The 23,065-nt window shown below is 65.1% G+C and carries 20 protein-coding genes; 11 read left to right on the top strand and 9 right to left on the bottom strand.

All coding sequences use genetic code 11. The features are described 5' to 3' along the window. Positions 1 to 8: 8 nt before the first annotated feature. On the bottom strand, positions 9 to 704 hold the full coding sequence (locus tag H9K76_RS19030; RefSeq protein WP_187596863.1) for a 3-oxoacid CoA-transferase subunit A: 696 nt from the start codon (positions 702 to 704) through the stop codon (positions 9 to 11). Positions 705 to 935: 231 nt separating this feature from the next. Between H9K76_RS19030 and H9K76_RS19035 the strand changes: the two genes are divergently transcribed. After that, on the top strand, positions 936 to 1,715 hold the full coding sequence (locus H9K76_RS19035) for an IclR family transcriptional regulator domain-containing protein (protein WP_187596864.1): 780 nt from the start codon (positions 936 to 938) through the stop codon (positions 1,713 to 1,715). Between the two features lie 630 nt (positions 1,716 to 2,345). On the opposite strand, the gene H9K76_RS19040 is transcribed toward H9K76_RS19035, so the two are convergent. From H9K76_RS19040 to H9K76_RS19055, 4 genes are all read right to left on the bottom strand, one after another. After that, positions 2,346 to 3,770, bottom strand: a complete 1,425-nt coding sequence (locus H9K76_RS19040; protein ID WP_187596865.1) for an efflux transporter outer membrane subunit — start codon at positions 3,768 to 3,770, stop codon at positions 2,346 to 2,348. Positions 3,771 to 3,799: 29 nt separating this feature from the next. Continuing rightward, on the bottom strand, positions 3,800 to 7,039 hold the full coding sequence (locus H9K76_RS19045; RefSeq protein ID WP_187596866.1) for an efflux RND transporter permease subunit: 3,240 nt from the start codon (positions 7,037 to 7,039) through the stop codon (positions 3,800 to 3,802). 32 nt (positions 7,040 to 7,071) lie between these two features. Then, a complete protein-coding gene (locus H9K76_RS19050; RefSeq protein ID WP_187596867.1) occupies positions 7,072 to 8,322 on the bottom strand; it encodes an efflux RND transporter periplasmic adaptor subunit in 1,251 nt (416 codons plus the stop codon). Between the two features lie 247 nt (positions 8,323 to 8,569). Further along, positions 8,570 to 9,424: an alpha/beta hydrolase gene (locus H9K76_RS19055; protein WP_187596868.1), complete on the bottom strand. Its 855-nt coding sequence runs from the start codon at positions 9,422 to 9,424 to the stop codon at positions 8,570 to 8,572. A gap of 163 nt (positions 9,425 to 9,587) precedes the next feature. Between H9K76_RS19055 and H9K76_RS19060 the strand changes: the two genes are divergently transcribed. Beyond that, complete coding sequence (locus H9K76_RS19060) at positions 9,588 to 10,502, top strand: LysR family transcriptional regulator (protein ID WP_187596869.1); 915 nt, start codon at positions 9,588 to 9,590, stop codon at positions 10,500 to 10,502. Between the two features lie 25 nt (positions 10,503 to 10,527). Here H9K76_RS19060 and uraD read toward each other — a convergent pair whose 3' ends face one another. Both uraD and H9K76_RS19070 read right to left on the bottom strand, forming a co-directional pair. Continuing rightward, positions 10,528 to 11,061: a 2-oxo-4-hydroxy-4-carboxy-5-ureidoimidazoline decarboxylase gene (uraD, locus tag H9K76_RS19065; RefSeq protein WP_187596870.1), complete on the bottom strand. Its 534-nt coding sequence runs from the start codon at positions 11,059 to 11,061 to the stop codon at positions 10,528 to 10,530. A gap of 68 nt (positions 11,062 to 11,129) precedes the next feature. After that, positions 11,130 to 12,062 (bottom strand): LysR family transcriptional regulator, encoded by a 933-nt coding sequence (locus tag H9K76_RS19070; protein WP_187596871.1) that lies wholly within the window; start codon positions 12,060 to 12,062, stop codon positions 11,130 to 11,132. 131 nt (positions 12,063 to 12,193) lie between these two features. On the opposite strand from H9K76_RS19070, the gene H9K76_RS19075 reads away from it, so the two are divergent. From H9K76_RS19075 to H9K76_RS19095, 5 genes are all read left to right on the top strand, one after another. Next, entirely contained in the window at positions 12,194 to 13,531 is a 1,338-nt protein-coding gene (locus H9K76_RS19075; RefSeq protein ID WP_187596872.1) for an MFS transporter, read from the top strand. Between the two features lie 52 nt (positions 13,532 to 13,583). After that, on the top strand, positions 13,584 to 14,144 hold the full coding sequence (locus H9K76_RS19080; RefSeq protein ID WP_187596873.1) for a hydroxyisourate hydrolase: 561 nt from the start codon (positions 13,584 to 13,586) through the stop codon (positions 14,142 to 14,144). Positions 14,145 to 14,208: 64 nt separating this feature from the next. Next, positions 14,209 to 14,544, top strand: coding sequence for a hydroxyisourate hydrolase (gene uraH, locus H9K76_RS19085; protein ID WP_187596874.1), 336 nt, complete (start codon positions 14,209 to 14,211; stop codon positions 14,542 to 14,544). Between the two features lie 32 nt (positions 14,545 to 14,576). After that, entirely contained in the window at positions 14,577 to 15,071 is a 495-nt protein-coding gene (locus H9K76_RS19090) for a nucleoside deaminase (protein WP_187596875.1), read from the top strand. A 390-nt stretch (positions 15,072 to 15,461) separates the two neighbouring features. After that, complete coding sequence (locus H9K76_RS19095; protein WP_187596876.1) at positions 15,462 to 15,896, top strand: DUF1841 family protein; 435 nt, start codon at positions 15,462 to 15,464, stop codon at positions 15,894 to 15,896. A 322-nt stretch (positions 15,897 to 16,218) separates the two neighbouring features. Here the strand turns inward: H9K76_RS19095 and H9K76_RS19100 are convergent, their stop codons facing one another. Together H9K76_RS19100 and H9K76_RS19105 are read right to left on the bottom strand one after the other, a co-directional pair. After that, a complete protein-coding gene (locus tag H9K76_RS19100) occupies positions 16,219 to 17,109 on the bottom strand; it encodes a universal stress protein (RefSeq protein WP_187596877.1) in 891 nt (296 codons plus the stop codon). 674 nt (positions 17,110 to 17,783) lie between these two features. Beyond that, complete coding sequence (locus H9K76_RS19105; protein WP_187596878.1) at positions 17,784 to 18,443, bottom strand: c-type cytochrome; 660 nt, start codon at positions 18,441 to 18,443, stop codon at positions 17,784 to 17,786. Between the two features lie 126 nt (positions 18,444 to 18,569). Between H9K76_RS19105 and H9K76_RS19110 the strand changes: the two genes are divergently transcribed. From H9K76_RS19110 to H9K76_RS19125, 4 genes are all read left to right on the top strand, one after another. Next, a complete protein-coding gene (locus H9K76_RS19110; protein ID WP_187596879.1) occupies positions 18,570 to 19,424 on the top strand; it encodes an AAA family ATPase in 855 nt (284 codons plus the stop codon). Positions 19,425 to 19,435: 11 nt separating this feature from the next. Continuing rightward, positions 19,436 to 19,684, top strand: a complete 249-nt coding sequence (locus tag H9K76_RS19115) for a hypothetical protein (protein WP_187596880.1) — start codon at positions 19,436 to 19,438, stop codon at positions 19,682 to 19,684. Between the two features lie 268 nt (positions 19,685 to 19,952). Next, on the top strand, positions 19,953 to 21,140 hold the full coding sequence (locus tag H9K76_RS19120; RefSeq protein ID WP_187596881.1) for a vWA domain-containing protein: 1,188 nt from the start codon (positions 19,953 to 19,955) through the stop codon (positions 21,138 to 21,140). Between the two features lie 4 nt (positions 21,141 to 21,144). Next, complete coding sequence (locus H9K76_RS19125) at positions 21,145 to 23,064, top strand: autotransporter assembly complex protein TamA (RefSeq protein WP_187596882.1); 1,920 nt, start codon at positions 21,145 to 21,147, stop codon at positions 23,062 to 23,064. Position 23,065 lies beyond the last annotated feature (1 nt).

Below are 23,065 nucleotides of genomic sequence, written 5' to 3' on the forward strand. Positions count from 1 at the left end.
TGGAATCCTTACTGCTTGAAGCCGCCAGCCTGCGTGGCAACACGGTCGATCTTCACAATCTGGCTCACGAAGATGCCGGGGGTGACGATGCTCTCGGGGTCGAGCCGGCCCAGCTCCACGACCTCATGCACCGAAGCGATCGTGCGCTTGGCGGCCGTGGCCATCACCGGCCCGAAGTTGCGGGCAGCCTTGCGGTAGACGAGGTTGCCCCAGCGATCGCCGGCCTCGGCCTTGATGAGCGCCACGTCGCCATGGATGGGGTACTCGAGCACGTACTGTCGGCCATTGATCTCGCGGGTTTCCTTGCCCTTGGCGAGCTCGGTACCGAAGGACGTCGGGCAGAAGAAGGCGCCCACGCCCGCACCGGCGGCGCGCAGGCGCTCGGCCAGATTGCCTTGCGGCACCAGTTCCAGTTCCAGCTTGCCGCTGCGGTACAGCTCGTCGAACACGTAGCTGTCGGCCTGGCGCGGGAAGCTGCACAGGATCTTGCGTACGCGGCCGGCCTTGAGCAGCGCCGCAAGGCCCGAATCACCATTGCCCGCGTTGTTGTTCACCACGGTGAGGTCGCGCGCGCCCTGTTCGATGAGGCCGTCGATGAGCTCGCCGGGAATGCCGGCCGTGCCGAATCCGCCGATCAATACCGTGGCACCGTCCTGGATGCCCTCCAGGGCCGCAGCCACTGAGTCCGCAATCTTGTTGATCATGTCTTGATGGGTTTGGTGTAACAGGAGGAAGCCGTCAGCCACGGGGCTGACGGTTCTGATCCGGGCTGCAATCCCGATAGGGATCCGGACTGCATATTTGTTCGCATATAGAACAAATGTTCGTATAATGAATTCTAGGCCGGACGACCGATGCTTCACAATGCCTTACACCTAGGTGATAACCCTAGTATTCGATGTGTCCTACAGCAAAACGGCGGGAGAATTTCAACAATGACAACACCCCAACCCGGAGACACCTACGTCCAGTCCTTCGCTCGCGGACTGGAAGTGATCCGTTCATTCAGTGCGAATGCCCCCGAGCAGACGCTCTCCGAAGTGGCTGCGCAGACCGGCCTCACGCGCGCCGGTGCACGGCGCATCCTGCTGACGCTGCAGACGCTGGGCTATGTGCAGAGCGACGACCGGTATTTCCGCCTGACCCCCAAGATCCTCGATCTCGGATTCGCCTATCTCACCTCCATGCCCATGTGGGACCTCGCGGAGCCGCTCATGGACCAGCTGGTGGAGAAGGTGCATGAGTCGTGTTCCACCGCCGTGCTCGACGACCTGGACATCGTCTACGTGCTGCGCGTGCACACGCACAAGATCATGAGCACGAACCTGTCGGTGGGCTCGCGCCTGCCCGCGTTCTGGACCTCTCTGGGCCGGGTGCTGCTGGCCGGGCTGCCCGAGGACGAGTTGCGCGAACGCCTTGCGCGCCTGCCGCGCCGCCAGTACACGCAGTACACCGCCGTGGACGACGACGTCCTGCTCGAGCGCATCCGCGAGGCGCGCGAACAGGGCTGGTGCCTGCTCAACCAAGAACTGGAGGAAGGGCTGAGTTCGATTGCCGCGCCCATCAAGGACCGCGCCGGACACACGATCGCCGCGCTCAACATCAGCGGCCACTCCAACCGTACGAGCGTGGACAAGCTCAAGAACGAACTGCTGCCGCAACTGCTGCAGGCCTCGCAGGCCATCTCGCGCCTGATGGTCACGCGCAGGCGTTGACGTGGAGAGCGTGCCGAGGGTCTTCCCGCACCGAGGTCGTCACGCGCTCCCGAGCTGAAAAAAGGGCCCGCAGAATGCCCGTTTTTTCAGCAACTCATTGAATCTCTTTTGTTATCAAGCACTTGCCATTCCCATACAGTGCTTATTCAAACTTATCCACAAGATTGTCCGTCGCAGGCTGGGATAACCAGGCACATGTTGCCCATAATTGAGGCAGTATGCTTGGATTCCTTTGAAATCAAGCACTTGCAAGCACCGTACAGGAGTAGTTCAGGCTTATCCACATGCTTGTCCAGCAAAACAAGGGATAAACCGCATGGCCGCGCGGGTTTGCGTCGAATGGGGTGCATTGCCTAAAAGTTCACCAAGGCGCACCTCGAATATGCCCATTTTTTAAGCACCGCATGGACTTCGCTGTGAAATCAACGACTTAAGCACCCCATACAAGTGTTGTCCACAGTTATCCACAGAGCTGTCCAGCGCGGGCGGGCACAAGTCCGGCACCACTGATCAAAATTTAAGCAATTGATTGAATACCATTTAAAATCAATCACTTAAACCTCCAATACAGCAGTTGTACGGACTTATCCACACGTCTGTCCAGCATCCACAGGGATAACCGTGGATATCTCACACCGACCAGTCGCCACCCAGTGCGCGGATGAGTGCAATCGTGGCCGTGTACTGCGATGTGCGCACCTGCAGCGCCTGCCTGCGGTTGCGCAGTTCATTGCGGCGCGCATCCAGCAATTCGAGCTGGCTCACAAGGCCGTTGCGATAGCGCACATCCGAGAGATGCGTGGCACGCTCGGCCGATTGCACGGCCTGCCCCAGCACCTCGGCCTGGCCCTGCAGCAGGCGCAGCGTGCTGAGCTGGTCCTCGACGTCGCGCAACGCACCAAGCACCTGCCCGCGCTGCTCGGCCACGGCGGCTTCGAGACGGGCCTTGGCACCCTCCTCCTGCGCCGCGCGCTGACCGCCATCGAAGATCGGCAGCGACAACAGCGCACCCAGTCCCCAGGAGCGGGCCGACCACTTGAAGAGGTCGCCCAGATCGGGCGAGGCAAAGCCCCCCGCACCCGTGAGCGAAATGGCGGGGAACCATGCAGCCTGCGCAACGCCCACGCGGGCCTGCGCCGCCAGCACCCGTGCCTGCGCCGCAGACACGTCGGGCCGCCGTGCGAGCACCGTTGCGGGCACTCCCGCCGGGATCACCGGCAGCGCGGTCTGGCCTGCCGGAGCCGGCAGCACGAAGCCCGTGGCCACGTCGCCGACAAGCACCGCCAGCGCATGCGTGAGCGTGGCCTGCTGGCGCTCAAGCGCCAGCGTCTCGGCTTCGGTCGTGGAGACTTCGCTCTGCATGCGTACCACATCCAGTTCCGCCGCATCGCCCGCGCGGTGGCGGCTCTCGATGAGGCGCAACGTGTCGCGATAGGCGGACAGGCTCTGCTGCACGAGCTGGCGCTCGGTCTGCAGCGAGCGCAGTTGCAGGTAGGTCTGCGCCACATCGGCCTGCACCATCAGCCGCGTGCTCTGCAGCAGGGCGGCCTGCGCCTGGGCGTCCTGGCGCGCGGCCTCGCTGGCATTCGAGAGACGGCCGAACAGATCGACCTCATAGGACAGGTTCAAGCCCGCCGTGAGCAGCGTGGCGGGTTGCGTGCCATTGGCGGTATTGGCGCCAGCCTGCCGTGCCGCCCCCGCGGAGGCACCGAGCTGCGGCATGCGCTGCGCATCGGCCGAGCGCAGCAGCGCGCGCGCCTCGGTCAGGCGTGCGGCGGCGGTCTGCACATCGGTGTTGGCGACGGCCGCGCGCTCGACCAGCGCCGTCAGTTCGGCGTCCGCGAATGCGCGCCACCACTCGCCGCGCGGCTGGGCCTCGGCAGGCGCCGCCGTGGTCCAGGAGGCCTGTTCCTGCGGCGTGCTGAACGCGGCCGGCGGCTGCACGCCCGCCAGCGGTTCGGCCGGCGGCAGCGCGGTCGCGCAGCCCGCGAGCAGCAAGGCGGCGGCGAGCGGAGCCAGTGCCATGCGGCTCCACGCGTTCTTCATGGTCTTCATGGGGTTCTCCCTGTTCATGGCTGCTTTCTTCATTCGTCGTGACCGCGTGGCGCGGCCAGCATCGGCTGCGCGGAGGCGGCCAGGGAGGGCGAGCCGGTGTCCGCAATCGGTGCCACATGCGCACCGTGGTGCGCGAGCGGCCGGTTGCCCGCGAGCTTTCTGAGCAGCACGTAGAACACGGGCGTGAGGAACAGGCCGAACGCCGTCACCCCGATCATTCCCGAGAACACGGCGATGCCCATGGCGCTGCGCATCTCCGCGCCCGCACCGGTGGACAGCACCAGGGGCAGCACGCCCATGATGAAGGCCATCGAGGTCATCAGGATCGGGCGCAGGCGCAGGCGGCTCGCCTCGATCGCGGCCTGCACGGGAGTGCGCCCGACGAACTCGAGTTCGCGCGCAAACTCCACGATCAGGATCGCGTTCTTCGCCGACAGCCCCACGAGCACCACCAGTCCTATCTGCGTGAACACGTTGTTGTCACCGTTCGAGAGCCACACGCCGGTCATGGCGGCCAGCAGCCCCATCGGCACGATCAGCACGATGGCGATGGGCAGCGTCAGGCTTTCATACTGCGCGGCCAGCACCAGAAACACCAGCAGGATGGCCAGCGGGAACACCAGCACCGCCGAGTTGCCGGCGAGGATCTCCTGATAGGTCAGCTCCGTCCACTCAAAGCCCACGCCCTGCGGCAGTGTCTCGGCCGCAATGCGCTCCACGGCTTCGCGCGCCTGGCCCGAGGAGAAGCCCGGGGCAGGTCCGCCATTCACGTCGGCGGACAGGAAGCCGTTGTAGCGCATGGCACGTTCGGGGCCGAAGCTGGGTTTGATCTTCATGAGCGCGGACAGCGGCACCATCTCGCCCGTCGTCGACCGCACCTTGAGTTGCGCCACATCCTCGGCCTTCGCGCGATAGGCGGCATCGGCCTGCACGCGCACGCTGTAGGTACGGCCGAACTGGTTGAAGTCGTTGGCGTACAGGCTGCCCAGGTAGATCTGCAGCGTCTCGAAGATGTCCGTCACGGGCACGCCGAGCTGGCGTGCCTTGGTGCGGTCGATGTCGGCATAGAGCTGCGGCACGTTCACCTGCCAGCTCGTGAACAGGCCCGTGAGTTCCGGCGTCTGGTAAGCCTTGGCCATGAAGGCCTTCACGGCTGCGTCCATGCCCTCGTAGCCGAGCGAGCCGCGATCCTCGAGCTGCAGCTTGAAGCCGCCCGTGGTGCCCAGGCCCGCCACTGGCGGCGGCGGGAACATGGCGATGAACGCCTCCTGGATCTCGCCGAACGCCTGGTTCAGCTGGCCCGCCACCGCACCGCCGCTCTGGTCGGCGCGCGTGCGCTCGGCGAACGGCTTGAGCATCACGAACACGATGCCCGAGTTGGAGCTGTTGGTGAAGCCATTGATCGACAGGCCCGGGAAGGCGATGGCGTCCTCCACGTTCGGGTTCTTCTTCACGATCTCGCCCATGCGCCGGATCACGTCGTCCGTGCGGTCCAGCGTTGCGCCATCGGGCAGCTGCGCGAAGCCGACGAGGTACTGCTTGTCCTGCGCCGGAACGAAGCCGCCCGGCACCATGTGGAACAGGCCCCAGGTCGCGCCCACCAGTGCCAGGTACACCGCGAACATGCCCGCCTTGTGGCCGATCACGCGGCGCACCCCGCCGCTGTAGGCCTCGGAGCCGCGATGGAACACGGCGTTGAAGCGACGGAAGAACCCGCCCAGCACACGGTCCATGCCGCGCGTGAACGCATCCTTGGGTTCGTCATGACCCTTGAGCAGCAATGCGGCCAGCGCCGGCGACAGCGTGAGCGAATTGATGGCCGAGATCACCGTGGAGATGGCAATGGTCACTGCGAACTGGCGGTAGAACTGCCCCGTGAGGCCGCTGATGAAGGCCAGTGGCACGAACACGGCCACCAGCACCAGCGCGATCGCGATGATGGGACCGGACACCTCGCGCATCGCGCGGTAGGTGGCCTCGCGCGGGGTCAATCCCGCCTCGATGTTGCGCTCCACGTTCTCGACCACCACGATGGCATCGTCCACCACGATGCCGATGGCAAGCACCAGGCCGAACAGGCTCAGTGCGTTGATCGAGAAGCCCAGCAGGTGCAGCACGGCGAACGTACCCACCACCGACACTGGCACGGCCAGCAGCGGGATGATCGAGGCGCGCCAGGTCTGCAGGAACAGGATCACCACGACCACCACCAGCGCGATGGCCTCGATCAGCGTATGCACCACCGAATCGATGGAGGCGCGCACGAACTGCGTCGGGTCGTAGGCGATGCGGTACTCCACGCCCTCGGGCATGTTCTTCTGCAGCTCGGCCATGGTCTGGCGCACATTGTTCGAAATCTCGAGCGCATTGGAGCCGGGTGCCTGGAACACGCCCATGCCCACGGCCGGTTCGTTGTTGAGCAGCGAGCGCAGCGAATAGTCGGCCGCGCCCAGCTCCAGCCGTGCCACGTCGCGCAGGCGCGTCACCGCGCCGTCGGCGCTGGTCTTCACGATGATGTCGCCGAACTCCTCGGTGGTCGAGAGACGGCCCTGGGCGTTGAGCGAAAGCTGCATGTCCACGCCGGGCAATCCGGGCGATGCTCCGATCACGCCGGCCGCCGCCTGCACGTTCTGGCCCCGGATGGCCGCCACCACGTCACTGGCCGAAAGCCCGCGCTGCGCCACCTTCTGCGGGTCGAGCCATGCACGCATGGAATAGTCGCCGCCGCCGAAGATCTGTACCTGCCCCACGCCCGGAATGCGCGCGAGGCGGTCCTTCACGTTGAGCACCGCGTAGTTGCGCAGGTAGTCGATGTCGTAGCGGTTGTTGGGCGAGACCATGTGCACCACCATGGTGATGTCGGGCGCGCTCTTCACCGTGGTCACGCCAAGGCGGCGCACTTCCTCGGGCAGGCGCGGCTCGGCCTGCGAGACCCGGTTCTGCACGAGCTGCTGCGCCTTGTCGGGATCGGTGCCGAGCTTGAAGGTGACGGTGAGCGTCATCACGCCGTCGGTCGTGGCCTGGCTGCCCATGTAGAGCATGCCTTCGACGCCGTTGATCGACTCCTCCAGCGGCGTGGCCACGGTCTCGGCGATCACCTTCGGGCTGGCGCCCGGGTACTGCGCGCGCACCACCACGGAAGGCGGCGCCACCTCGGGATACTCCGAGATGGGCAGCGCGCGCATGGCGATCAGGCCCGAGAGAAAAATGAGCACCGACAACACGCCCGCGAAGATCGGGCGGTCGATGAAAAATCGGGATAGGTTCATGATGTGTTCTTCTTGTGGGTTGTCCCCGGCCCTCAGGCCATGGGCTTCTTCGGCGCGGCCTCGCCGCCCGCGAGTTCGGACTTCGCCTGCATCGGCACATCCTGCGGCGCGACCACCACACCGGGACGCACGCGCTGCAGGCCGTTGACGACGATGCGCTCACCGGCCTTCAGGCCGCTGGTCACCATGCGCAGGCCGTCCACGGGCGCGCCGAGCTGCACCTCCCGGTACTCGACCTTGTTGCCCTCGCCGACCACCAGCACGAACTTCTTGCTCTGGTCCGTGCCCACGGCGCGCTCATTGATGAGCAGCGCCTCCTGGCTGCGCGGCTGGCCCATGCGGATGCGCGCGAATTGCCCGGCCATGAGCGCGCCATCGACGTTGTCGAACACCGCGCGCACGCGCACCGTTCCACTCCTTGCATCGACCTGGTTGTCGATGAGCTGCAGGTGGCCGCGGTAGGGCGTGTCGCCGCTCGTGCCCACGCCCATCTGCACGGGAATGCTCTCGATGAGCGCGCGAGCGCTCTTGCCGCTTTGCAACCCCTGCAGGGCATTGGTGACGATCTGCTCGTCGGCGTCGAAGCTCGCGTACATCGGATTCACCGATACCAGGGTGGTCAGCACCGGCGCGCCGGCCCCCGCGCTCACGAGGTTGCCCACGGTGACGTCGATGCGCCCCACCTTGCCTGCCACCGGGGCACGCACCTGGGTGTAGCCCAGGTTCAGCTGTGCCGTCTGCAAAGCCGCCTGTGCGGCGCGCAGGTTCGCATCGGCCTCGCGCTGCGCGTTCGTGCGCTCATCGAGCTCCTTCTGCGCGATGGCCCGTTCGTCCCACAGGCGCGCGGCGCGCTCGGCCTCGCTCTGGGCGTAGCTCATGCGCGCCCGGGCAGCCACCACCTGGGCCTGTGCGCGGTCCACCTCCACGGCGAAGGGTGCGGGATCCACGGTGAACAGCAGGTCGCCCGCCTTCACCAGCGCGCCTTCCTTGAAGTGCACGGACTGCAGAGCCCCGGCCACGCGCGGACGCACGTCCACGCGCTGCACGGCCTCCAGCCGCCCGGAGAACTCGTCCCACAGGCTCACCTCCTGGTGCAGCACTGCGGAGACCGATACCGGCACGGCCGCGGGGGCGGCGTTTTCCGCCGGCGCATTCGCGTGCGAGCTCTGCAGTCCGAAGACCGTGCCGCCCGCAGCGGCAATCGCGGCGACGGTGGCCACCGCGGCGCCGATCCCGGTCCAGCGGCGGCGTTGCGAAGAAACGGGGTTGTGTGGATGGCTCATGATGACTTCCTGTTCAAGAAAAAGTGGAGGCGTCGGCAAAGTGCCTTGTCGGATTCACGCGGCAACGGATCTCCCCTGCGGCCTGCAAGAGCCGACAGCTGATCCTTGCCAACGCAGGCAATGGTTTTCGATGACAGTGGTGTGGTGGCGGGTGGTGTGTTCAGGACGTCACGCGCGATGCGCCGCTCTCCTCACCCTGGAGAGTGGCCGCGCGTGGCGCCCTCACGAAGAAGATTCGATCAAGGGTTCAACTGGGCATGTGACATCGCGACGCCTCGAAGAAAATACCGACCTGGGCCTGCACCTGCGGTGCGCACGGGCAGCCTTCCGGGGCCGGCTCCAGCAATGCGTCGGGCCACTGCTTGGCCTCGTCGAGTACATGTTCCTGCACCATGAGTCCCGCACCCTTGAGTCGCGCCGCATAGGCGAGCGCTTCGTCACGCATGGGGTCGCCTTCGCCCACCAGGATGAGCGAGGGCGGCAGCCCGGCCAGCCGCTGCGCCATGGCGGGAACCGCATAGGGATGCACGGCGTCGTAGGTGCAGCCGAGGTACTTGAGCCAGCCCTGGGCCCACTTGCAATCGGTGGCCTCGCCCGTGACGGCCCGCAGGGACGGCGTGCCCGCGCAGGGATTGAGCATGGGCGAGATGAGTATCTGTCCGGCCAGCGGTGGATGGCGTTGATCACGCGCCATCAGGCACACGCCGGCGGCCAGGTTCCCCCCTGCCTCCTCGCCCGCCACATACAGCTGCGCCCCCTTGCCCGCAAGCCGGGTGCGATGCTTGTAGCACCACTGCAGCACGACGTATCCGATCTCCAATGGACGCGGAAACGGGTGCTCGGGAGACAGCGGGTAGGCAACCGAGACGACGCGCGCCCCCGCGGCCTGCAACAGGCCGGCAACGGTGCAGCCGCTGTCCAGATCGCCATCGATGAAGGCGCCGCCATGGAAATGCAGCACGAGAGGAACACTCTGCCCCGCCGGCGGCTTGCTGCCATACACGCGCACCGCCACGCCTTCGCCGGACTCCATCGGGACGATGGTGTCGGTGACACGCGCTTGCTGTACGGGACGGGAAGATGCTGGTTTGCTGGTGGACATGGTGTGCCTCACGGGTTGGGGCAGATGGGATTGAACTGTATTGCCTGCGATCCTACCTATCAATCACCATTCCTTGCCCGCACTGTTTCCAAAACCCGAACAATCGTGCATTGAACCCATGTGAGAATCCAGCACCTTCTGCAAGGCACCGGGAGTCCCGTACATGGATCAGATACAGGCAATGCGCATCTTCGCGCGAGTGGTGGAGTCGGGCACGTTCACGCTCGCCGCCGACTCGCTGCAGCTGCCCAAGGGCACTGTGACCAAGCACGTCCAGGCCCTGGAAGACCGGCTCAAGGTCAAGCTGCTCAATCGCACCACACGCCGCGTGACCGTGACCACCGACGGCGCGGCGTACTACGACCGCGCCGTGCGCGTACTGGCCGACTTCGACGATCTCGAGGCCAGCATGAGCCAGGTGCGCGCCACCCCGCGCGGGCGCCTGCGCGTGGACGTGGGCTCATCGATCGCCCGGCTGCTCATCATCCCGCACCTGGCCGAATTCCAGGCCCGCTATCCGGACATCCAGATCGACCTCGGCGTGAGCGACCGCCCGGTCGATCTCATCGGCGACAACGTGGATTGCGTGATCCGCGGCGGCGAACTCACCGACCAGTCGCTGGTGGCGCGGCGCGTGGGCAACCTCGAGTTCATCACGGTGGCGTCGCCCGAGTACCTGAAGCGCCACGGCACGCCCACGCATCCGCGCGAGCTGGAGAAGGGCCACAACAGCGTGCTGTATTTCGCGCGCGTGTCCGCACGGCCCTATCCACTCGAGTTCCAGAAGGAGGGCGAGCTCATCGAGATCAGCGCGCCCTCGACGATCACCGTCAACGAATCGAATGCCTACACGTCGGTGCTGCTCGCGGGCCACGGCATCGGGCAGATCACCACGTTCCAGGCCCAACCGCATCTGGAGCGTGGCGAGCTCGTAAGGATCATTCCGGACTGGGCCCAGCTGCCGCTGCCCATCTACGTGGTCTACCCGCCCAACTCGCACCTCAGCGCCAAGGTGCGCGCCTTCGTGGACTGGGTGGTGGAACTGTTTGCCGGCGATCCGCTGCTGCAGCGACAGTGAAAGTCAGTGAGCAGCAGGTGCTCCGTCAGCCACGCACGCGCTGCGACAGGCGCAGGCGGCTGATGAACCCGATCTGGCGCAGCGCCTCGGAAAACTCCTGCTCGGTGCCGCGTTCGGTGCGCGAGGCCAGCTCGGCAAAGATGCCGACGCGCGTGTAGTGGCGCACGCAGGCGATGAACGGGAAGCCGTGGCGCGTGCGGTAGGTCTGGTTCAGCGCGGCCAGGCGCTCACCCTGTTCTTGGGCCATCTCGCCAAAGCCCGCGCCTTGCTGCTCCTGCTGCGAATCGGCGGTCAGCGTGCCGGAGCGCACCGCGTTGGCCGAGAGCTCGGGGTGGCCGCAGAGAAAGCGCACGGCCTGCTCGCGCGGGCTGGCATGCACGGCACCGATCATCGCCGCGTGCAGCGCATCGATGCTGGCAAACGGGCGCTGTGCCGCAGCCGATTCGGCCACCCAGGGCGCGTACTCGAAGACCTCGCCAAGCGCCTCCACGAACGCGGCAGGCGTCATGGCGTTGAGCTCGTCGAGCGTGGGGACGGAGGAGATCGTGTTGGTAGTCATGCGGCCAGTGTAGGAAGCGCGCCGCGCCCCTCACAGTCCTGACTTGTTATAGAGCGTATAGCAGCGGGCTACGCTGGTTCGGACAGGACCTGCGACGCCTGGCCCAGCAGGCCGCGAAGCCAGATATGGGCGGCGTCGCGGTGCCTCGACGTGGCCCACAGCTGATAGAAGCGCATGGTGCGGTTGCCCACGGGCAGCGGCACCATGGCCAGCGGCAGGCGCCGCGCGTGGTAGGCCGCGAAATGGCGGCTGGTGGTGAGCAGCAGGTCGGTGCCCACCAGCAGGTCCGGAGCCTGCGAGAAGTAGGTGCACTGCACGCGGCCGTCACGGCTCACGCGCATGGTGCCCAGGCTGCTCTCCACCACGCCGCGCTGGTCCGGCGAATAGGGGGTGAACACCACGTGGGCCGCCTGCAGGTAGTGCTCGGACGTGAGCTGGCCCGGGGCGGCCAGCGGGTGCCGCTCGTCGAGCAGGCACACCACCTCGTCCTCGATCAGCGTGGAGATGTGCAGGTGCTCTGGCGGGTTGGGCCAGTTGCCGATGACGATATCGACGTCGCCGTTCTGCAGCGCCTGCTCGTAGTCGAAGTTCGGCCCGAGCGGCAGCACCACCAGGCGCGCTCCCGGTGCCTGGGCGCGCATGAGCTGCACCACGCGTCCCATGAAGGGCGGTGCGAGGTAGTCGGGCGTGGCGATGGTGAAGCGCTGCTGCGTGGTGTCGGCGGAAAACTCCTTGCCCGAGGTGAGCAGGCCGTCGATCAGCGTCAGGGCCGCACGCGCCTGCTCCACGGCCTGCAGAGCCCGCGCCGTGGGCACCATGCGGTTCTTGTCGCGCACCAGCAGCGGGTCGTTGAAGACGGCGCGCAGGCGCCTGAGCGCCGCGCTGATGGCCGGCTGCGATTGATTCAGGCGGATGGCGGCACGGGACACGCTTTTTTCGCTGATCAATGTGCATAGCACACGCAGCAGGTAAGTGTCGAACGGATCTTCACTGCGAGACACGTGTTTTCCCTATGAATATGCATTTTGCTATGCGGCTCATAGCAGCTGCCTAGTTTCGCATATCGCCGCAACCCGCGACCATGAAAGTGTCCGCAAACCCCAACTACAAATTCCTGAGACAAGGACTCGCAATGAACGCTCAAAGTGTGCCCATCAGTGGCGCGGCCTCTTCTGTAGACCAGGTCGACGCCACCTATTCCAAGATCTCCTGGCGCCTGCTGCCCTTCCTGGGCGTGCTGTGGGTGCTGGCCTGGCTGGACCGCGTCAACATCGGCTTCGCCAAGCTGCAGATGCTCGATGACCTGAAGTTCAGCGAAGCCGTCTACGGCCTCGGCGCAGGCATCTTCTTCATCGGCTACTTCCTGTTCGAAGTGCCCTCCAACATGCTGCTGCAGAAGATCGGCGCCAAGAAGACGGTGATGCGCATCACCATCGGCTGGGGCGTCATCTGCATCCTGCAGGCCTGGGTGACCTCGCCAACGCAGTTCTACATCCTGCGCTTCCTGCTGGGTGCATTCGAGGCGGGCTTCTACCCCGGCGTCATCCTGTACCTGACCTACTGGTATCCCTCCAAGCGCCGTGCCAAGGCCTTCGGCACCTTCATGTCGGCATCGGCCATCGCAGGCGTGCTCGGCGGCCCGCTGGCAGGCGGCATCATGACCTGGACCGCGGGTGCGCACGGCATGCATGGCTGGCAGTGGCTGTTCATCATCGAGGGCATCCCCTCCGTGCTGGCCGGCATCTTCGCGTACTTCTACATGACCGACCGTCCCGAGCAGGCGAAGTGGCTCACCGACAACGACCGCGCCATCATCCGCCAGCAGCTCGAGCTCGACCACAAGGCCCAGGGCGAACGCCACAGCGACTGGCGCACCCTGTTCGCCAACCCCATGGTGTGGCTGCTGATCGCGGTGTTCTTCTGCCTGCTGTGCGCCAACTCCACGCTGACGTTCTGGATGCCCACCGTGATCCGTGAAGCCGGCTTCACGACCCCCATGGAAGTGGGCTGGATCGCCGGAGCGGCCTACGTGCTGGGCGCGGCAGGCATGATTCTCAACGGTCGCCATTCCGACCATCGCGGCGAGGTGCGCTGGCACTTCGCGGGTTCGGCCCTCGTGGGTGCCACGGGCCTGCTGGCGCTCGCCTTCACCATGGGCATGAGCAGCATTCCCGTGGCCCTGGCGCTGACCGCCATGGTGCTGGCCCTGGTGGGCACGATGAGCGCCATTCCGGTGTTCTGGCAGATGCCCAACATGCTGCTGAGCGGTGGCGCCGCCGCCGTGGGCGTGGCACTGATCAACTCGGTTGCGAACCTGGCCGGCTTCGGAGCCCCTTACCTGATGGGCTTGATCAAGGCATCGACGGGCAAGGTCGCTCCCGGCCTGTACCTGGTGGCCATCGTGGAAGCGATGGCAGCCGTGCTCGCCATCGCCTTCATCGCCCGCATGCAGCGCCGCAAGAGCCGCTGAAGCCCGCCAAAAGCCCACGCAACCGCATTCCGCAAAACAAGGAGACCGGCCCATGCCCCGCCACAACCATCCAGACATCCATCCCGACCACCTTTCCGGCACGCAGCCCCTCGTTCCCGCACGCCGCCAGTTCGCACTGGGAGGCCTCGCTCTCGGCGCCTCGGCCCTCGTGGCCGCACGCGGAGCCCACGCGGCCGATGCACCTGCGCCCGCAGCCCCCGCACAGAGCTCGGGCCCCATCGTGCTGCACGGTGTGAGCCCGCGCCTGACGGTCCACACGATCGACACCTACCACGGCATGGCCGCCACCGGCCTGCGCATCGACTTCTCGCGCTTCGACGGCGAGGCCTATGCGCTGGTGCGCTCGTTCACCATCAACGCCAATGGCCGCGCCGACGAACCGCTGCTGATCGACGACAGCTACCGCGCAGGCCGCTACGAGCTGCTGCTGCACGTGGATGACTACTTTGCCTCCAAGGGAGCCACCAAGCTGCCGCGGCCGCCATTCCTCTCCAAGCTGCCGGTGCGCTTCCAGATCGCGAACGTCTCGGAGCGCATCCACCTGCCGATCCAGTTCGGCCCCTGGAGCTACACGTACTCGCGCGGCAGCTGAGGCAACGCAACGCTCCCTCCCCCATCCACAGGCAAGTGACAGGCACATCCAAAGGACAGATCCCATGGCAGGCATCAGCACCCATGTACTCAACCTCACCACCGGCCGCCCCATCAGCGGCATGCGGGTGGAGCTCTATGACATTGCGCAAAAGCCCGCGCAGCGCATCACCAGCACACGCACCAATGCCGACGGCCGCACCGACGCTCCCATGATGGCGGCGGCAGCGGCGCGTACCGGGGATTTCGAGCTGCGCTTCTACGTGGGCGAGCATTTCAAGGAGCCCACTGCGCTCTCCGAAGAAGTGCTGGTGCGCTTCTCCATCTTCGACGCAGCGCAGCACTACCACGTGCCCATGCTCTGCTCGCCGTGGTTCTTCAATACCTACCGCGGCAGCTGACCACCATTTTTTCAACCAGAGGGAATGACCCAATGAGCAACACCACCGACCGTAACGACACGGGAAAGTACGTGATCGAATCCATCCGCCTGGCCATGGGCAACGTCAAGGGGCGCAAGCAGGCCACCTGGCCGTTCGGCGCCGTGCTGGTGAGGGACGGCAAGGTGCTGGCCCGTGCGGTGAACCAGGTGGACGATCTGTGCGACCCGTCGGCCCATGCCGAAATGCAGGCCGTGCGCATGGCCGCCAAGGCGCAGGGCAGCACGGACCTGTCGGGCGCGGTCGTCTACGCCAGCGGCTACCCCTGCACCATGTGCTACACGGCCATGCTGCTGGCCGGCGTGAAGACGGTGTACTTCGCCTATTCCAATGAAGACGGCGAGCCCTACGACCTGTCCGCCGCACGCGGCTATGTGGAACTGGCCAAGCCCGAACGCGAGCGCGAGATGGCCCTCATCAGCCACCGCGTGCGCGACGAAGGCGAAGACCTCTACGAAGCCTGGCAGAAGGCCGTCTCCGCCACCTGAACGGAACGCCCCGACCCGATTTCCTCTCGCAACCTCGCCCCGCGCTTCGGCCGGGGCTTTTTTTTGGTTCATCGAGCCTTGTCAGAGAAGAAGGCTTTCTGAACGACCGCCTTCGCAGCGCGCGCCCGCCTTGAACTGTTCACCCCAATGCTGAGATGGCCCAAGAGACGCGACGCAAAGGCGAAGACAGTACTTTGGTACGGCAAGCCTTTGCAACAAAGTATGAGGGGCCATATCAGCACCCCCACACGAAGACTCTCACCCCAAGCACCGCCCGTCCATTCGCCACGCAAACCCATGCACTCCGCCCGGTATTCCACGAAGAACCAGAGCGTCACGCAAGTCCTACGCCGGCGCGGGACAGGGGCCCCGTGCTACCCTGCCCCCATCATGTTCAACCCGTCCCAAGCCGACGTGCGCCGTTTCTTCTGTGGCGCACTCGCCAAGCAGCAAGCCCATCAACCCATGGAGGCCATCGAGACCCTGGCCGCCCTGTGGATCGAGGAACATCCCGAATACCGCGCCGACCTCGCCGATGCCGAGGAAGCGGTCAAGCGCAACTACGACGAAACACCGGATCGCACGAATCCGTTCCTGCACCTGTCGATGCACCTGTCGATCAGCGAGCAGTGCAGCATCGACCAGCCACGCGGCATCCGCCAGGCGGTCGAGCTGCTGTCCAAGCGTCTTGATTCACTGCATGACGCGCACCACGCCGCCATGGAGTGCCTGGGTACCATGCTCTGGGAGAGCCAGCGCTCCGGCCGGCCGCCAGACGGCGATGCCTATGTAGCCGCCGTACAGCGCCGCGCCACGCGCGACTGAAAGGGAAAAGGTTCTTCGCGGAATACCGGGTCCTTTGAGTCGCGTGACGAATGGACGTTTAGCGCTTGCGGTAAGAGTCTTCGTGTGGAGCTGCTGATATGGCCCCTCATACTTTGTTGCAAAGGCTTGCCGTACCAAAGTACTGTCTGCGCCTTTGCGTCGCGTCTGAGGGGCCATCTCAGCATTGGAGTGACCAGTTCATAGCGGGCGCACGCTGCTCAGGCTGTCGTTTGGAAAGCCCAAACTTTCGATCCCGAACCTTCGTGATGAGCGAGAAAAGGCCTGCGGGAGCCTAGAGCTCCGCTGCATGCCTCCTATCCGATCAGAACTTGAACTGCGGCAGCCGGCTGTCACCGCGCAGGTCCGGCATTTCCAGGTCCTTGCGGTCCTGCGGCAGCTGGCCGCAGACCAGTACGTCGCACGACACCAGCCCCATCAGACGCGCCCCGCGTGCGCTCAGTGCCCAGCGGTCCATCCAGTGGTGGCGCGGCGCGCCAATCACGATCAGGTCGGCCCCCGAGCGCTGCTGCTGCACCATGAGCTGGCGCGTCACGTCGCGCGCGCCGGTGTGGCTGTCCACGCGGTTGCGGCGTGCATCGAAGGCGTCCTTGATGCGCAGGCGGCGATCATCCGCCTCTTCCTGCAGTTCGTCGCGGTACTGCTCAAGCTCCTGCTGCATTCCGCCTTCGGCCTGGAACAGGTCGACCGCCGCCACTGTCTGCAGGTTGGCCGCGTATTGCAGGACTTCACGGGAGCGGCCCGTGCCATCGACTGCCACCACCATGCGCGCATAGTGGGCCGAGAGGTCCTCGACATCCGGAATCGGCTGCTGGACGACCAGTACCGGGCATGGGCTCATGCGCAGGCAGTGCGCCAGCGTGGAGCCGCGCCAGGGACGCGACCACGCCCGCTCCATGCGCCGGTCCATGACCAGCAGGTCCGCCACGGCTGCGGCGGCCAGCGCCCGGTCGGCCACGTCGCTGATCTCGTCGAAGTCCCGCGTGTTCACCGTGATCTCATGGCGGCGCGCCAACTGGCGCGCCCGCTGCTCGAGCCGCGCCTGCGGGTTCACGAACCGGGGATTGAGCTCCTCGGCCGCGTAGACCAGGATCAGATGGGCCTGATGCTGCGCGGCCAGCAATGCCGCGCGGTCCAGCGCCTGTTCGGCCTGGGTTGAAAAATCTGTCAATGCTGCAATGGTCTGTATTCTCATGAGCGTCCTCCTCCCGGAAATCGGCTTGCCTGTGGATGGAGATGCAACGGCAAGTCCATGACGACGAACTTCTCCGGCCGGGCGGGCGCTCACTGCCACCGCACGGCTGCGTCATCATTGAATGTGACTGTTCACCTCTGGAGCCGATAGGTGAATGGGTACTTCCCTGCATGTATGTATTTCGACACGCTGGGTGTGCACCCCGTCCGGATCGGGCAGACACACGACAGGTGCCCACCTTGCGGCTGCAGCACTGTTCGGCATGATGAAGACTGGAGAGGGGCCCGGCGGTTCGGAGATCGATGACGCGCTGGCGGAGAAGAAGGCTTGGGGGAAGCCGCCGGGCTCAGGAATCTGCGGCCGGTGAGGCTGGTTTCTGAACACCCGTCCCTTGACAGAGGCGCGCAGCCACCATCTCCGCTGTCGGCAAGGACAGCGACCGAAGGGTCATGGACGCGATGAAACGATGCATCCAGCCATTCTAGGCAGTGATGGTTCTTGAGCCAAGTCACGCGGCCATACCGCACCAATCCTTGCCAGAATACCTTGAGGCCCACCGCACGAGCCTGATCGACGCATGCCGGCGCGGCCTCTTTCTCCGGGACACGAACGAAAAAGCCCGCAGGTCACCTGACCTGCGGGCTGGAGGGATGAGGAGAAAGACGAGCGCGGGATCAGCGGAAGCGCGATTCCGGCAGGGTCTGCAGTTCGGTGGGCAGCGAGCTGATGTAGCCCGCGATTTCCTTCAGCTCCGCATTGGTGAACTGCTTGGCCATGCCTGCCATGATGGCGTTGGTACGGCCGAGGTACTGGTTCTTCTCATCCTTGTAGGAGCGCAGCGCGGCGTACAGGTAGTCCTTGTGCTGGCCTGCGAGCTTGGGGTAGGACGGGTCGATCGCCTTGGAGAAGTTCGCGCCATGGCAGGAGATGCAGGCACCCTTCTGCAGCAGCTGGGCAACCTGCGCATTGGGCTCGCGGGCCTTGTCGGGCGCGGGCTGCACGTCCTTGGTGTGCGTGGAGTAGAACGCGGCCACATCGGCCATGTCCTGCTCGGAGAGCGAATCGGCGATGCCGCGCATGGTCGGATGCTTGCGTTCACCCTTCTTGTACTCGGTCAGCGCATTGACGATGTACTTGGCATTCTGGCCGGAGATCATCGGCACCCGGTAGACCTCGGGGAAGCTGGCCTGGTAGCCGACGATGCCGTGGCAGCCAATGCACATCGCGACCTTGCCTTCCCCGGCTTTCGCGTCTCCCTTGATTTCCTGGGCTTGAACCATGCCGGTCGCCAAAGCGACAGCCAGGCCGAATATCGTGGTGAACGTTCTTTTCATTTTCCGCGCACAATCTGTGTTGAGTGAGTTGTCCCGGTCTCGTGTAGGCGCTCTAGGAAAGAGCTTGGCGATTATAGCCAGCCACTGTCAAGCATATTCATCAACGATTTCCCTCAAATACGGCCCATGAAATTCCAAGGTTCACAGAATTACGTCGCCACCCAGGATTTGAAACTCGCAGTGAATGCGGCAAAGACACTGCAGCGCCCACTGCTCGTCAAGGGCGAGCCCGGCACCGGCAAGACGATGCTGGCCGAGGAGGTGGCCAGGGAATTGAACATGCCGCTGTTGCAGTGGCACATCAAGTCCACCACCAAGGCCCAACAGGGTTTGTACGAGTATGACGCGGTCAGTCGTCTGCGCGACAGCCAACTGGGCGATGCGGAAAGCTCGGAGCGCGTGAAGAATATCCGCAACTACATCGTGCAGGGCGTGCTCTGGCAGGCATTCACCGCAGAGGAACCCGTGGCGCTGCTGATCGATGAAATCGACAAGGCCGATATCGAGTTCCCCAACGACCTGCTGCGCGAACTCGACCGCATGGAGTTCTATTGCTACGAAACCCGCGAAATGATTCGCGCCAAGCATCGCCCCCTGGTGTTCATCACCTCGAACAACGAGAAGGAACTGCCTGACGCATTCCTGCGCCGCTGCTTCTTCCACTACATCAAGTTCCCCGAAGCCGAGACGATGCGCGAGATCGTCCATGTGCACTTCCCCCGGCTCAAGAGCGAGCTGCTGACCGTGGCGATGAAGACCTTCTATGACATCCGCAACCTGCCGGGCCTCAAGAAGAAGCCCTCGACCAGCGAGCTGATCGACTGGCTCAAGCTGCTGGTCGCGGAGGAGATTCCGATGGAGGCGCTGCAAAGCGCCGACAACAAGGTGTCGGTGCCGCCGCTGGTGGGCGCGCTGCTCAAGAACGAGCAGGACGTGAGCCTGTTCGAGAAGCTGGTATTCATGAACCAGCGCAACCGCTGAAAGGAACCGTCATGAGCGACGTCCGACGCCTCTTCGTCGAGGGTGCCACCGATGCCGTCGGATTCCTTGGTGGAGCACTGATCGGTTTCGGAATCGGTCACCTGCTCGGGTTCGACATCTTCTCCGAAGGCTACGACACGCGCAGCATCCTCGGCATCGCGCTCGTCGGCCTCGGGGGCGGATTCGGCCTGAACATCGCCAGGCGCTGGCGCATGGCGCGCGCACATGCCGCCGCATCCCCCGGGAACACCGGAAAATAAGGCCGCTGCCGGTCTGCGGGCCTGCGCGCCGTGGCAGCCGCTCGCCGAACGGCCCGTCCGTGCGTCTTGTTTCCGAAAACCCGCGCGGACGAGGCAATCTGCGGCAATGCCCTACGCAGCGCAAGCCTGTTTCGAATTAACGTCCCTAACGCATGATGGCCGGATTCCGCAAAGCGAAACGAGAGAGCCCGGACGCCCACGGCGCCTTCTCGCCCCTTATGTCTCGCATCCGCGGCTCCCGTCCTCACGCACCAACCGAGAAGTCCGTATGTTGATCGATTTCTTCTACACACTGCGCGCGGGCAAGCTGCCCGTTTCGGTGAAGGAATACCTCACGCTGCTCGAGGCGCTGGAGGCAGGTGTCGTCGGACCGAAGTCCGAGGACGGCTGGAGCATGGACGACTTCTACCACCTCTCGCGCACCATCCTCGTGAAGGACGAGAAGCACTTCGACAAGTTCGACCGTGCATTCGCGGCCTACTTCAAGGGGGTGGAGATGATCGCCGACCTGCGCCGCGACCTGCCTGCCGAATGGCTGCGCAAGATGCTGGAGCGCGAGCTCTCCCCCGAGCAGAAGGCCGCCGTCGAGAAGATGGGCTGGGACGAGCTCATGGAGACGCTCAGGAAGCGCCTGGAAGAGCAGAAGGAGCGCCACGAGGGCGGCAGCAAGTGGATCGGCACGGGCGGCACCAGCCCGTTCGGCCATGGCGGCTACAACCCGCAGGGCATCCGCATCGGCGGGCCGGGCAAGAACAAGAGCGCGGTGAAGGTGTGGGACCAGCGCGCCTACCGCGACTACGACGACAACCAGGAACTGGGCACGCGCAACATCAAGGTGGCGCTGCGCCGCCTGCGCAAGTTCGCGCGCGAGGGCAACGAGCTCGAACTCGACCTGCCCGACACCATCCACAGCACCGCTGCGAATGCCGGTTTCCTCGACATCAAGATGATTCCGGAGCGCCACAACAACGTGAAGGTGCTGCTGCTCATGGACGTGGGCGGTACGATGGACGAGCACATCAAGCGCGTGGAGGAACTGTTCTCCGCCGTGAAAAGCGAGTTCAAGCACCTCGAGTTCTACTACTTCCACAATTGCGTCTACGACTTCATGTGGAAGAACAACCGCCGCCGGTTCTCGGAAAAGTACCCCACCTGGGACATCATCCGCAAGTACAACAAGGACTACAAGCTCATCTTCGTCGGCGATGCCACGATGAGTCCGTACGAGATCCTGCAGCCCGGCGGCAGCGTCGAGTACAACAACGAAGAAGCCGGTGCCGAATGGCTGCAGCGACTGATCCACGCGTTCCCCAAGTTCGCGTGGATCAACCCGGAGCCGCAAGGCGTCTGGGAATATCGCCAGAGCATCAGCATCATCCAGCAACTGACGGGCAACCGCATGTATCCACTGTCCCTCAAAGGACTCGAGGAGGCCATGCGGCTGCTCTCCAAATAACTCAATGCGTCAATCCAGCAAACTGCATGTTCCGGCCATCAGGTCCGCTCTCCTCATCACGACCGCTCTGGCACTGAGCGGTTGCAGTCTGCTGTCCAGGAAGGAAGACCGCCAGGACGACTCCGCAGTCGCCGCGGCCAGCGGCAAGCCCGCATTCACGCTCGAGGTCGAGGCCCCCAAGGAGGTGCGCGACCTGCTGCAGAAGCATCTCGAGCTCAAGCGCTTCCAGCACCAGTCCGACCTCCAGCGCCGCGAACTCACGCGGCTGCTGGGCGCCACCAGCGCCAATGTGCGCGACCTGATCGGCACCCTGGGCTACTTCAGCCCCACGGTCACGGTGGAAGTCAAGGAAACACCCGAGTCCGAAGAGGCTCCGCGCAAGGTCATCGTCAACGTGGACCCCGGCCCGGCCACCACCATCAAGCACAGCGAGGTCCGCTTCAGCGGCGCGAACGCACAGGATCCCGAGGGCAAGGCGCAGCGCGATGCGATACGCGACCAGTGGCCGCTCAAGCCCGGCGAGCCATTCTCTCAATCGCAGTGGAGCAGCGCCAAGAGCGGCGGCCTGAAGGTGCTGCAGGCAAGGCGCTATCCCACCGCGCGCATCGACACCAGCCTGGCCGACGTGGATGCGGACCACAACGAGGCCAGCGTCGGGGTGACCTACGATCCCGGGGCTGCCTACACCTTCGGCCCGCTCGTCATCGAGGGCACGGAGCGCTATGACCCCGTGGGCCTCGCGCGCATCGCGCGCCTGCCCGAGGGCAAGGTGTACGACCAGAACGTCATGCTCGATACGCAGCAGCGCCTGGTCTCGAGCGGCTACTTCGACTCGGTGTTCCTGGCCCTGGCCGAAACGCCCAAGGCCTCGCTCGGGGATTCCGAGCAGAAGCAGCAGGAGGCACGCGCGGAGCAGGGCTCCGATGTCACCTCGCCCGTGATCGCCAAGGTGCGCGAGGCGCGCCTGCAGAAATGGGTGTTCGGCGTGGGCGTGAGCACCGATACCGGCCCGCGCCTGTCGATCGACCACATCCACAACAAGGTGCCCGGCCTCAACTGGCGTGCGGTGACCAAGCTGCAGATCGACCGCAAGAATCCGCTGATCTCCACGCAGCTCACCGGCCTGCCGGGCGAAGACTACTGGCGCAATTTCGTCGGCGCGAAGCTCGAGCGCGAGCCCGTGGGCGATTTCGATGTGAACTCCGCCCAATTGCGCGCCGGCCGCGCCAAGTCGGAGGAGCGCATCGAGCGCAACTACTACCTGCAGTACGACTGGGCCAAGACACAGGGCTCGGGCGCGCCCCCAGCCAGCTCATCCCTGCTGGCCAACTACGGCTGGACGGGCCGCTACTTCGACAACAACATCTCGCCCACCTCGGGCTACGGCTTCGCCTGGGAGGCAGGCGTGGGCACCACGCTCACGCCCCAGCGCACGCCGTTCACGCGCGTGACGGGGCGCTGGATGACCCTGATGCCCCTCGGCAAGCCCGACGATGAAACCCAGCGCCGCAGCCGGCTTCAGCTGCGCGCATGGGGCGGCGCGATCACGGCGAAAAGCGACGCCGACCTGCCCATGACGCTGATGTTCCTAGCCGGCGGCGACAACTCGATACGCGGCTATGGCTACCAGTCGATCGGTGCCAAGACGGACAACGGCAAGGTCATCGGCGGCCGCTATCTCGCGGCGGGTAGCGTCGAATGGCAGCGCCCCATCGTCATCAAGGGCAACACGCAGGATTTCGAGCAGGCCGTCTTCGTGGACGCGGGCACCGTGGGCGATGACGTCAACCGCATGTATGCGCGCGTGGGCGTCGGCACCGGCATCCGCTGGCGCAGCCCGGTCGGGCCGCTGCAGGCCGACCTGGCCTATGGACTGCAGGAGCACCAGCTGCGCCTGCACCTGCGACTCGGTTTCAATTTCTGAT

Origin of the sequence: Diaphorobacter ruginosibacter, from assembly GCF_014395975.1 — a bacterium.
GTDB lineage: Bacteria > Pseudomonadota > Gammaproteobacteria > Burkholderiales > Burkholderiaceae_C > Diaphorobacter_A > Diaphorobacter_A ruginosibacter.

Coding starts and splice junctions, on each gene's coding strand:
- H9K76_RS19115 (WP_187596880.1), top strand. CDS start 19,436: ATGAGCGACGTCCGACGCCTCTTCGTCGAGGGTGCCACCGATGCCGTC.
- H9K76_RS19110 (WP_187596879.1), top strand. CDS start 18,570: ATGAAATTCCAAGGTTCACAGAATTACGTCGCCACCCAGGATTTGAAA.
- H9K76_RS19095 (WP_187596876.1), top strand. CDS start 15,462: ATGTTCAACCCGTCCCAAGCCGACGTGCGCCGTTTCTTCTGTGGCGCA.
- H9K76_RS19050 (WP_187596867.1), bottom strand. CDS start 8,322: ATGAGCCATCCACACAACCCCGTTTCTTCGCAACGCCGCCGCTGGACC.
- H9K76_RS19120 (WP_187596881.1), top strand. CDS start 19,953: ATGTTGATCGATTTCTTCTACACACTGCGCGCGGGCAAGCTGCCCGTT.
- H9K76_RS19075 (WP_187596872.1), top strand. CDS start 12,194: ATGAACGCTCAAAGTGTGCCCATCAGTGGCGCGGCCTCTTCTGTAGAC.
- H9K76_RS19060 (WP_187596869.1), top strand. CDS start 9,588: ATGGATCAGATACAGGCAATGCGCATCTTCGCGCGAGTGGTGGAGTCG.
- H9K76_RS19035 (WP_187596864.1), top strand. CDS start 936: ATGACAACACCCCAACCCGGAGACACCTACGTCCAGTCCTTCGCTCGC.
- H9K76_RS19100 (WP_187596877.1), bottom strand. CDS start 17,109: ATGAGAATACAGACCATTGCAGCATTGACAGATTTTTCAACCCAGGCC.
- H9K76_RS19125 (WP_187596882.1), top strand. CDS start 21,145: ATGCGTCAATCCAGCAAACTGCATGTTCCGGCCATCAGGTCCGCTCTC.
- H9K76_RS19105 (WP_187596878.1), bottom strand. CDS start 18,443: ATGAAAAGAACGTTCACCACGATATTCGGCCTGGCTGTCGCTTTGGCG.
- H9K76_RS19080 (WP_187596873.1), top strand. CDS start 13,584: ATGCCCCGCCACAACCATCCAGACATCCATCCCGACCACCTTTCCGGC.
- uraD (WP_187596870.1), bottom strand. CDS start 11,061: ATGACTACCAACACGATCTCCTCCGTCCCCACGCTCGACGAGCTCAAC.
- H9K76_RS19040 (WP_187596865.1), bottom strand. CDS start 3,770: ATGAAGACCATGAAGAACGCGTGGAGCCGCATGGCACTGGCTCCGCTC.
- H9K76_RS19030 (WP_187596863.1), bottom strand. CDS start 704: ATGATCAACAAGATTGCGGACTCAGTGGCTGCGGCCCTGGAGGGCATC.
- H9K76_RS19045 (WP_187596866.1), bottom strand. CDS start 7,039: ATGAACCTATCCCGATTTTTCATCGACCGCCCGATCTTCGCGGGCGTG.
- H9K76_RS19090 (WP_187596875.1), top strand. CDS start 14,577: ATGAGCAACACCACCGACCGTAACGACACGGGAAAGTACGTGATCGAA.
- uraH (WP_187596874.1), top strand. CDS start 14,209: ATGGCAGGCATCAGCACCCATGTACTCAACCTCACCACCGGCCGCCCC.
- H9K76_RS19055 (WP_187596868.1), bottom strand. CDS start 9,424: ATGTCCACCAGCAAACCAGCATCTTCCCGTCCCGTACAGCAAGCGCGT.